This window comes from Flavihumibacter stibioxidans (genome assembly GCF_014332695.1).
Lineage (GTDB): Bacteria > Bacteroidota > Bacteroidia > Chitinophagales > Chitinophagaceae > Flavihumibacter > Flavihumibacter stibioxidans.
On sequence record NZ_MBUA01000005.1, the window covers coordinates 1 to 10,915 of the forward strand.

General features: G+C 39.2%; 11 protein-coding genes. 10 read left to right on the forward strand and 1 reads right to left on the reverse strand.

Annotated features, from left to right (window positions below):
* Positions 1–766 precede the first annotated feature (766 nt).
* From BC349_RS06895 to BC349_RS06925, 8 genes are all read left to right on the forward strand, one after another.
* Positions 767–1,459, forward strand: a complete 693-nt coding sequence (locus BC349_RS06895) for a hypothetical protein (protein ID WP_187256031.1) — start codon at positions 767–769, stop codon at positions 1,457–1,459.
* Positions 1,460–1,691: 232 nt separating this feature from the next.
* The gene (locus BC349_RS06900) at positions 1,692–2,393 is read left to right on the forward strand and encodes an endonuclease/exonuclease/phosphatase family protein (protein WP_187256032.1); all 702 of its coding nucleotides are present in this window, start codon (positions 1,692–1,694) and stop codon (positions 2,391–2,393) included.
* A gap of 261 nt (positions 2,394–2,654) precedes the next feature.
* Positions 2,655–3,680 (forward strand): hypothetical protein, encoded by a 1,026-nt coding sequence (locus BC349_RS06905; protein WP_187256033.1) that lies wholly within the window; start codon positions 2,655–2,657, stop codon positions 3,678–3,680.
* Between the two features lie 898 nt (positions 3,681–4,578).
* Positions 4,579–5,016: a hypothetical protein gene (locus BC349_RS06910; protein ID WP_187256034.1), complete on the forward strand. Its 438-nt coding sequence runs from the start codon at positions 4,579–4,581 to the stop codon at positions 5,014–5,016.
* A 261-nt stretch (positions 5,017–5,277) separates the two neighbouring features.
* Positions 5,278–5,658: a dihydrofolate reductase family protein gene (locus BC349_RS06915; RefSeq protein ID WP_246456847.1), complete on the forward strand. Its 381-nt coding sequence runs from the start codon at positions 5,278–5,280 to the stop codon at positions 5,656–5,658.
* Between the two features lie 28 nt (positions 5,659–5,686).
* Positions 5,687–5,848, forward strand: a complete 162-nt coding sequence (locus BC349_RS19940) for a dihydrofolate reductase family protein (protein ID WP_246456848.1) — start codon at positions 5,687–5,689, stop codon at positions 5,846–5,848.
* 288 nt (positions 5,849–6,136) lie between these two features.
* Positions 6,137–6,361, forward strand: coding sequence for a helix-turn-helix domain-containing protein (locus BC349_RS06920; RefSeq protein ID WP_187256035.1), 225 nt, complete (start codon positions 6,137–6,139; stop codon positions 6,359–6,361).
* A complete protein-coding gene (locus tag BC349_RS06925; protein WP_187256036.1) occupies positions 6,351–7,226 on the forward strand; it encodes a hypothetical protein in 876 nt (291 codons plus the stop codon). Before BC349_RS06920 ends, BC349_RS06925 begins: the two co-directional genes overlap by 11 nt.
* A gap of 3 nt (positions 7,227–7,229) precedes the next feature.
* Here BC349_RS06925 and BC349_RS06930 read toward each other — a convergent pair whose 3' ends face one another.
* Positions 7,230–8,201 carry a DNA methyltransferase gene (locus BC349_RS06930; protein ID WP_187256037.1) on the reverse strand — a complete coding sequence of 324 codons (972 nt, stop codon included), beginning with the start codon at positions 8,199–8,201 and terminating at the stop codon, positions 7,230–7,232.
* 336 nt (positions 8,202–8,537) lie between these two features.
* Here BC349_RS06930 and BC349_RS06935 point away from each other — a divergent pair, with 336 nt between their 5' ends.
* Positions 8,538–9,269, forward strand: coding sequence for a DUF6994 family protein (locus tag BC349_RS06935; protein ID WP_187256038.1), 732 nt, complete (start codon positions 8,538–8,540; stop codon positions 9,267–9,269).
* Positions 9,270–9,528: 259 nt separating this feature from the next.
* Positions 9,529–10,053, forward strand: a complete 525-nt coding sequence (locus BC349_RS06940; protein WP_187256039.1) for a MepB family protein — start codon at positions 9,529–9,531, stop codon at positions 10,051–10,053.
* Positions 10,054–10,915 lie beyond the last annotated feature (862 nt).

Genomic DNA, 10,915 nt, shown 5'->3' on the forward strand with positions numbered 1-10,915 from the left:
CAAACCAAATCCCTAATCGTTATGCGAAATGGCCTCGCTACTCTGCACCCAACCTGTAATGCAATATTGGTGGAGCGGTCTGAAAGTGCGGGGGTCTTAAAGTGTAAGTTGCAAAACCACCATCCAGGTGGGCAGTATTCGAAGTAGCAGTCCCTTTGAAACGAAAGCAGGTTCTGCTGTACGATACCCCCGGATGGAAAGTGCCTGACTGTTGTGTTACACCGCGTGCTGAGTGTGCAGCATTTACGTGGTTAGGCAAGGTGGGCGATTAGGAGACAGAGACAAATAATAGGACACTAAAACACCGCACTCCGCTACTGCAATACTAAGGCTCGGTGTAAGGTGGGGTGCAAAAGAGCCGGAAACAAACCTTTTGGACAATAGCTCCTGCAGTTACCCTGGAGGTGCAAAGGTTACAATTAGGGTGAAGCTCTGAAGAATTGTTCAGCAGGCTGTTAATGTATAGGCAGGGTCCAGTAACCATTCGCATAACATGCGTATTGGCAAAAGGCAGGGCGGGACATCAAAGGCCATCGACATTGGAACTATGATCGGCAGCGGATCAGGCTTGTCACGTTTTCAATTGGGCTTTTGAAAATAAGTATGAACATTTGTAAATAAATAATCGGCTGGGCCGGGCGGGACGTTAGTAATGGCCCTGCTTTCGCCAATCCGTAACCGTTGTGCGGCACTTTATTGAGACCCTGCCTTTAAGGAGGATTGTAGCTTTTGCTGCTTTATTGTATCTTACAAAAAACATCATGTAATGCTAAGCAAAGACCAAATATCAACACTAAAAAGCATAGCTTTTGTTTCAGACTGCCTTCAAAATTTGGGAGACTTAGACTTCAAGGCACATTCATTCAAATTGAATTCACTTCTTTATAACAGTGAAAAGATTGCGTATGCTCTTAAGGTATTAAACGTTGACACAGAGATTTATACTCCTGACAACACAGAACCAGAGGAAATAAATGTGTGTATTGGATGTAGCGTTGACATAAAAGTGATTTATTTCTTTACCTATTTATTTAAGGAATTATTTGACACTGAAATTGACATATATATTTCTTATGCGACAAACCCAGACGATAGACCGAATAAAATGATTATCGGTTCTTATGTAACACGGGAAAAGAATTTTACAAATATCACAAAAGCCATTTCGCCGTCTGAAATCCTTTCATTAAGTGTTAGCAACATGAATTGGGAAGAGTTTTCCAGCCTTTTTCCAAATGAAAACTATGACGTAAGCGGAAAAAGCACATACTCTCAACAGCAGTCAAGACATCATGGAGATTATGACGACTATGATGATAGTTACCACGAAAATGATTATTACGACTATGACGAACCATATATGGCGGGCGACCCACGCTACGACAGAGATGAAAACCCTTGGATAGACGTTTTCGGACCTGGAGACGAAGCAGAAACAGCATATTGGAACACGGATTAAAAGCGACCGCACAACATTCAGTTTTGCGTCAGCAGGGGGCGACGAATAAATCCTCATCGGTAGTACTACTATCAGCTACATATTCAGCTGACCGAACACGGATGAGCGACAGAATATATTTTCAACCTTACTAACTTACATGGGCTGCAGTTACGGGCTGGACGTTTTCCAAATGCCCTGCCGAACGCAAAGCTGTGGCCGTTGTGCGTCACCCTATTGGACACCCTAAGAAATGAAAATCATTACGTGGAACTGTAACATGGCGTTTAGAAAAAAGGCTGATATCATTTTGACGCATCAGCCAGACATTCTTATTGTTCCAGAATGCGAACATCCAGACAAAATTGTTTTTAAGGCTGATATGCTAAAACCGACTGACACATTTTGGTACGGAAAAAGTAAAAACAAAGGACTTGGAGTATTCGCATTTGGTGATTTAAAAATCAAATTGCTTGACCATAATCCAGACTTTAAATTCATTGTACCGCTGAACATTTTTAACGACGAAACCAGTTGGACAGTTTTTGCTATTTGGGCACAGAAACCAGAATATCATGACTGCTACACGGAACAGATTTGGAACGCAGTTCATTTTTATAATGACATACTAAATAGTGACAACGTAATTCTTGTAGGTGACTTCAACAGCAACTCAATTTGGGACAAGCCAAAACGTTTTTATAATCACACGAATCTTTTAGAACTTTTAGAGACGAAAAACATTTGGAGCACTTATCATCACTTTCATAATCAGACACAGGGAAAGGAAAGACACAGTACGCTGTTCATGCACAGAAAGGCTGAACGACCATATCACATTGACTATTGCTTTGCATCGAAGAACCTTATTGATAAAGTGAAAAACGTAGAAGTAGGCACTTATGAAGCATGGACAAAGTACAGTGACCACGTGCCTTTGATTGTTGAATTTTAATTTACCTAAAAAGAAGAAGGGCGAACGCACAACAAAGGCATTTGGCTTACCAGGGCGGGACGTTGGAACTTCAGCAGTAGTTCAATGATGAGCATCGGCCCGAACTTGTCACGGTTTCAAATGGGCTTTTGGTTATAAGTATGAACATTTGTAATAAAATATATCGGTTGGCCGGGCGGGACGTTAGTAATGGCCCTGGCAAGCCAAATCCCGAAACGTTGTGCGTCACCTTTACAACTCACTCATTGAAGAATCGTCCATATGTCAGAAACTAATTTGCCTAAAATTTCATATCTGTTTGGAGCTGGTGCAAGTGCACAAGTATTACCTACAATAAAAAAATTACCTGAAAGGATAAAATTTGTAAGAGATTATATTGACAAACAATGTATTTATGAACCTGATGAGACATTTTCACCGACGAAAGATTATACATTTAAAAAAGCTGAAGCAAAACAGTATGTGCTTGACCTGTTAGACAAACTTTTCTTACAATCTAGCAATCATTCAACAGTCGACACTTATGCAAAAAAACTTAACATTAGCGGACAATCTCAAGAAATTAACGAACTAATATTTTCACTAGCACTCTACTTTAACATTGAACAAAAAATATCTGGACTTGACCCACGATACGACACATTTTTAGTTTCGATATTAAATTCCCATTCCTATAGCTTCCCAGACAATTTAAAATTTCTTTCATGGAACTATGACTTACAGATGGAAGCAGCCCATGAAAAGATAATAAATAGAGGAAGTTTAGATTTAAGTTTTTACTTATTTAATTCAGACCGAAGCGACTTTAAGAAAGATAAATTTACTTCTGTTAAGTTGAACGGTTCAAGTAACATCCTAGGACAGTTTAGAGATTCCTTTCCACTTGTGAAAAACATCTTAAGTGACACGTTTGTTAAAGAAGATTTGGATTTCCCCTTGCAATATGCTTTCCTTCATATTAAACAAAGATTACGAGTTTATCAGGGTCGTGTAAGCCTTAATTTTGCGTGGTACCATGATTGGGAAAATGTAAACAAAGTCATAGAAAATTATAACGAGACAGAAATTTTAGTTGTTGTTGGATACTCGTTTCCATTCTTTAATAGAGAAGTTGACAGAAAAATTATTAGAGCAATGACTAATCTAAAAAAGATATATATTCAAGACTGCGTTCCAGAAAATATTAAGTCTAGATTTTTATCAATTCTTCCAGACTGGCGGGAAAAGAAAATTGAAATCATTTCTGTAGACGATGTTTCTGAGTTCTTTCTTCCGCCTGAATTGTAACTATCGAGTAAACTTAACCAAGGCGAACGCACAACATTGGTATTGCCAATAGTGGGGCTGGACATTGGAGCAATCAGCAGCGGTAATTCTTATGTACTGTAGATCGGGGCTCGACGGATAAAGCCCAGCTTTAGTTCTTAATATTTAAATTTATCAAAAAGCCAGGCAGCGGTTCCGGGCGGACGAATATAAAATTCCCCACCATCGGCAATACCTGCCCGTTATGCGAAATGGCCTCGCTACATAGGACACCACCTTTAATGCAATATTGGTGCAGCAGTCTGGGCGTGTCGGGGTCTTTGGTTGTAAGTTGCAAAACAAGAAGCCAGGTGGGCAGTATTCGGTTTAGCATTGCTATCGAACTTATAACAGTATCGGCTGCACGATACCCCCGAAGGCAAAGTGCCTGACTATTGTGTTACACCGCGTGTTGAGTGTGCAGCCTTCCCGTGGTTAGGTAAGGTGGGCGATTAGGAAACAGAGACAACCAATAGAACACAAAAACACCGCACTCCGCTACTTCAATACTAAGGCGCGGTGTAAGGTGGGGTGCAAAATAGCCGGAAACAAACCTTTTGGACAATAGCTCCTGCAGTTACCCTGGAGGTGTGAATGTTACAACTGGGGTGAAGCTCTGAAGAATCATTCAGCAGGTTGTTAATATATAGGCAGGGTCCAGTAACCATTCGCATAACACGCGTATTGGCAAAAGGCAGGGCGGGACATCAAAGGCCATCGACATTGGAACTATGATCGGCAGCGGATCAGGCTTGTCACGTTTTCAATTGGGCTTTTAAAAATAAACATGAACATTTGTAAATAAATATATCGGCTGGGCCGGGCGGGACGTTAGTAATGGCCCTGCTTTCGCCAATCCGTAACCGTTGTACGCCACTTTATGAGACCCTACAAACTACTACCACTTTTATTAACGATCTTTCTTTCCTGTGACGAAAATAACGAACAAAATAAATCCGTCGCTATTGGAAAAGTCGGAACACCTCTTATTTCAGATACATCAGAAGCATTTGATACGTTTAACCAACGTTTCCATGAAGATTCGAAGTTCCAAATATCCAGAATTGACTTTCCAATAGGTGGACGATTTGCTGATGGCGAAAACAGCTATAATTGGACAGTTAAGAATTGGCAATTTTTAAAAGAGGCCGTTAAGGAAACAGTTGACACTGAAGAATATGAACATAACTTTGAAAGGACTGATACAACTGTTACAGAAAAGTACTGGATTGAAAACAGCGGTTTCAAAATAGAACGTCGTTTTAGGAAAATCGGAGGTAAGTGGTTTTTGACATATTATGATGACATAAACCTGTAATACCTAGCGGCGTACAACAAGGGCATTTGGCATACCAGGGCGGGACGTTGGAACTTCAGCTGTAGATCATTGATGAGCATCGGCCCGAACTTGTCACGGTTTCAATTGGGCTTATGAAAATAGACATGAACTTTTGTAAATTAATAAATCGGCTGAGCCGGGCGGGACGTTAGTAATGGCCCTGGCAAGCCAAATCCCGAAACGTTAGCGGTCATTGTAAAAAACAGATTCAAGAAATCAACATCGATTAATAACATCATCATGAGAAGTATTATATCATTTATGCATATTTCGCTTGACGGTTTTGTTGCAGGACCTGACGGGCAAATGGACTGGATTAAGGTCGATGAAGAAATATTTGATTTTATTGGGAATCGAATAAGCACAACTGACACAGCATTGTATGGTCGTGTAACTTATCAAATGATGGAGAGTTATTGGCCTCATGCAGGTAAAGCGCCAGATGCGTCAAAACATGACATTAAACATTCGCGATGGTATAATAATGCTCGCAAGATTGTTTTATCAAAGACCATGAGTGGGGTGAAATTGGCGCATACAAAAGTTATTAGCGATAACATTTCAGATTGGATATTTGATATCAAAAGAAAACCAGGTAGTGAAATCCTGCTTTTTTGGTAGTCCAAGAGCAACTCACTCTCTTATTGAAATGAATCTTATTGATGGGTACTGGTTATTTGTTAATCCTATTATTCTTGGAGCTGGCATTCGTTTATTTCCGGACAATGGACAAAAGACTATGCTTAGTTTAATTTCTTCAAAACAGTTTAATTCTGGAGTTACTGAGCTTAATTATTCTGTTAATAAGTAAAGAAAACGACCGCTAACATGTGTATTTGTATTACCAGGGCGGGACAATTGAACTTCAGCTGTAGATCAATGATGAGCATTGGCCCGGGCTGGTCACGGTTTCAATTGGGCTTTTGGTTATAAATATTGACATTAGTAAATAATAGATCATCAGAGCCGGGCGGGACGTTAGTAATGGCCCTGGCAATACAAATACGTCAACGTTATGTGCCATGTTAAAAGAGCCCTTCTTTTAATGGAACAATAGACATAAAATCTGACTATGAAAAAGTAATATTAGCTTTGAACAATGACAAAAAACAATGAAATCCTCAAAGTTTTTGGCAAAAATGTCAGGGATTTTAGGCTGGAACAAGGAATATCTCAAGAGCAACTTGCTGAACTTTCAGGTTTGCATAGAACTTATATTGGAATGATTGAACGAGCAGAAAAGAATATTACATTAATTAATGCGAACAAGGTTGCAAAAGCTCTTGGAATTGGCATAACTAAACTACTACCTGATGACAAGTAATGAAATTTTGGAAAAAGCAAGTAATTATTTAGAGTCCCTCACAGGATCGACAATTCCCGTTCTGGAAGTATTTAAACCTGAAGACCTAGAATACGCAACTCATTTATCTAAAGTAATTTCAAAGCTATCCCCACTAGTTGGGAATATGATTGAATACAATGTTTGCCAAATCTTAAACAAGCTAGATTGGGAAAACGAAGGTCTTTGGGTTAGGCAGGATCCAGGGTTCCCTGACACAATATTTAAAGGTACAGTTGAACCAATTCCTGGTATTGAAATAAAAACATGGTTCCCATTAGCTACCGAGATCACTGCAAGATTTAAAGACTCCGTAAAATTCTTTAATGAAGAACAAACAAATGTTGCGTTAGTTGCTTGGCTTCCTGAATTTATCATTTATGGCAAACCAAGACTTATTGGCATATGGGTTGGTACTGCTAAAAGTTTGGCTGAGGCACGAGATAATCATTATCACAATCCTCCGGACTATCTTGTTTTTGAACCAGAAGATACAAGTGGTCGTACTCAAAATCTTCAACAGACGAATACAAATGGCTACAAGTTTCAAGGTTCAACGGAAGAATTTAAAGTAGCCGAAGAAGAAGTCAAGGGTTGGGGAAAGGATTCTAAACAATTTAGTCATGATGCAGAATATCAGGCAAAATTGAAACAATTAATGGGAAAATATAACTACCGATTAGACACAAACTTTGCCAAGATTGATAGAATTCAACATGGCGATCTTGAAGAATTCAAAAACAAAATTCTGGAATTAGAAATTCATGGATATTCAATTAAGGAATGGTCTAAAATAATTGCAGATGAAGAAAAGGACATAACCGAATATTTAAATAAACTTTTGTAAGTGTCATTTAAAATACTCAGTAATTCTTTTCTTACCTAAGTCAAAAACATCTGATGTTATTTCTGCTCCATAGGCTTTTCGATTTAAGTTAGCCGCAGCAATAGATGCAGAGAAAAGTCCGCCAAATGGCTCCCAAATAATATCACCTTCTGTTGATGAAGTTGAAATAATAAGTTCCATTAAATCGAGAGGTTTTTGATTCAGATGCAATGCTTTACCGTTTATTTTTAGCCTTTCTTTCCCATTTAATGGTGGTTTCCTCCATACATTGGTTACCCCAAACGGGCAAGAAAATTTTGATCGCATTTTTTCCCATTCCGCTGCAGTCAATGGCTCTTTTCCATTTATCGAAAAAAAAGGCCTCCCCTTTTTATTCCCATGGTTGTTAGCGTAATCAACTATTTTGACAAATGCATCTACAGGCGGAAAGTACCAAAGATGGCAAGAGGTAAAATATTTTCTTGTAGCTGCATTTTTTACACCACATGCATCGTTGGTTTTTGAAAATGGCAAGCCTGTTCTCGACCATTCGTGCCTTAGCCATTGTTGGATTGACATTTTGTTTTCATCAACTATGAATTCAGCCCGTTTAACATATTGGACACAGACTTCAGTAACAACAGGAAGTTTTCGTAAAGTCTTAGTGTTAGTATTTCCAGCTATATGTTCTTTACCCTTATCCCATATATGGCAATTAACAAAGTCCCAACCACTTTCGATAAGTGTATTATGAACAGTTGCCCAACCAAGCTCTGTGTTCCAAAACCACAAAGTGGTATTAGGTGTTGCTTTTTCATTCCACTTTTTGAAATGGGGCAAATACCATTCTTTAAGTACATTAACATTCAATGGATCTCCTGGGAAACCGCCAATACCGTAGGGCCCATCGGAAATAATTACAGTTGGCTCCAGCCACTTATCATAATGACTTTTAACGTCACCTTTGAAAATCTCAATTTTATTGTGTACAACCATTTTAGGACTCTGTCTTGCTATTTATAGTATGCAATTAAAGTAATTTGATTCAAACAAAAAAATAATTCTTAAAACACGGCACATAACATTGCATTGGCAATATGGCGGGGCGACGAATATATACTCAGCTTTCGGTTCGCTAATCAGCTTCGGTTTCGGCAGACGAATAACGCCAAGCAGTAGAAGAAACAATGAGCTTTTGTATCTTTAACCAGCAGCGGTACCAGGCAGACATATCACTGAATACCGCCACATCGCCAATGCTTTAACGTTGGTGGCAAGCGTAAATACCGACATTACAATAAAAAACTAAGCCTCACCCCCCATCGTTTACAAATGACTATAATTGATATAGATTTTGACTTTCGACAGGACAGCAAATGTGGCGACCCTGATACTGACAGTAAAAAACTATATGAAGCACACAAATTACTATGGAGCAGAGATTTGCCAAATGGGAAAACCTTTTCGATGGAAATTATGGGTGACCGTTATGGAAGGTTGCTAATAAAAAATAATTTGTGTATGAATTTGTCTAGTGACAGGATGTGTCCGCATTATGACGGAAAATATGGCAATAAGTTTGTCGGGTGGCTTTCAGATATGGAACGAGAAGAACTTAAACTTAAGGTACGAACAGTTGGTGGACATATTCTCTTCCCTGCCCATAAAAAGAATGGCTTAACAATTAATCAAGCCAGGGGTGTAAGTAGATTAATTTGTGACAGGTTTGATTTGACATTAGAATGTATTAGACGTTTTTACCAAAACGAAGAAAGTCCACTTTCTAAGACCTTAACAAACTACAAAGACTTCTTTGACTTGTTTATTGATTTCAGCGGCTATATTGACTACTTTTATTTACAAGACTTTATTGACCAACAAAAACAAGTGGAGTTTTCTTTAACATTTGACAATTTTAATAGGACACCTTTACCACTGACTATTGACGAGTATAAGCAATACAAAGAGCATACATTGGAATTAATGAATAAGAGAAACAGGAGGATTTTAGAAAGTTTATATAAACCAACGCAAGTGGACAAAAAGAAATTTGAAAACGACTAATAGAGCAAAACGCCAGCCACCAACAAAAGTATTTGTGTTACCAGGGCGGGACATTGGAACTTCAGCTGCAAATCATTGATGAGCATCGGCCCAAGCTTGTCACGGTTTCAATTGGGCTTTTGATTAAAAATATGGACATTAGGAAATAATATATCGGCTGAGCCGGGCGGGACATTAGTAATGGCCCTGGCAACACAAATACGTCAACGTTAGCGGTCATTGTAGAACGATACCGTAACCAAGACGATAAACTGAAACTATGACAAATGAAGAAACACTTTATTCTGAACTAAATCTTTTACAAAAATTGGTTTATGACAAATGTGGTTTAAATCTAACAAACCTAAAACTGAATTCAGAGGGTATTGAATATGGTGCTTGTAGTTTTGAAATTGCCGGACAAAAAATTGAACATCGAGGTTCTAAAATTACACCGAAAAAAGCAGGACAATTTGTAACCATTTGGAAAAGGAACAAAGACGGAGTAACGGAGCCGTTTGACATTACGGACGACATAGATTTTATTATTATCACATCCAGAAGTGGAGATAACTTTGGACAGTTTATTTTCCCGAAATCGGTTTTGGTGAACAAAGGAATAATTACAAGCAATGGTAAATATGGAAAACGTGGCATTAGGGTTTATCCACCTTGGAACATTGTGACAAATAAGCAATCGGAGAAAACTCAAAGTTGGCAGACAAAATATTTTTTGATAGTTAATAGTGACAACTCAACTGATCTTGATTTAACTAAGAAATTATTGCATATACAAACGATTTAGATTGACGATTAATCAACGAACCGCTAACAAGGGCATTTGGCTTACCAGGGCGGGATGTTAGAACTTCAGCTGTAGATCATTGATGAGCATCGGCCCGGGCTGGTCACGGTTTCAATTGGGCATTTGGTTAAAAATATGAACTTTTGTAATTAATATATCGGTTGGCCGAGCGGGACGTTAGTAATGGCCCTGGCAAGCCAAATCCCTAAACGTTAACTGACACCCTCCACTTGTCACTCCGGTTGTTGGAACAGGTTTAGAACCGTCGGGCAGTTGCGCGGCAACAGCTCCGTAGGTGACACACTCCGTCAGGCCGGCGTATTGGAGTCAAAAATTGTGTGGTCATATTATTCAATACATGAAATTGGGTAGTAAGGGTTGGTCGTCTGTCGTTGCTTAGTTTGTCGATAGGTATTTGTACTAAATTATTTTCTGCAGTTCGTGAAAAGGAGTGGGCCGGGTGGGACGCCAACTCATTCAGTGATGAAAATAAGTCACCCTGGCCCGGAGAAACAATTGCTTCGAGTTCAGTAAAAAATATCTCTCTGTTGGTTCCCGTAATATCGTGGAGTTGATTTGTCGTCGCTAAAATGAATAGTCCAGAGGGTCTATTCAAAAGTATGATTGTAAGCCGGCCTGAGAAACCGGCATCATGTTGAAAGTATCCGGGCGTCAGTTAACATGGTATTTCCGCAAGGCGGGCGGGACCGGTGGAATTCGGCGATAGAATATGAATCAGCACTGGGCCAGGCTTGTCACGGTTTCAATATAGCTTTGGAATAAGACATTGAACAAATAATCAATAATCAGGCGGCTGGCCCAGCGGGACATCAGCTATGGCCCGCCCTGACGTAAATACCTG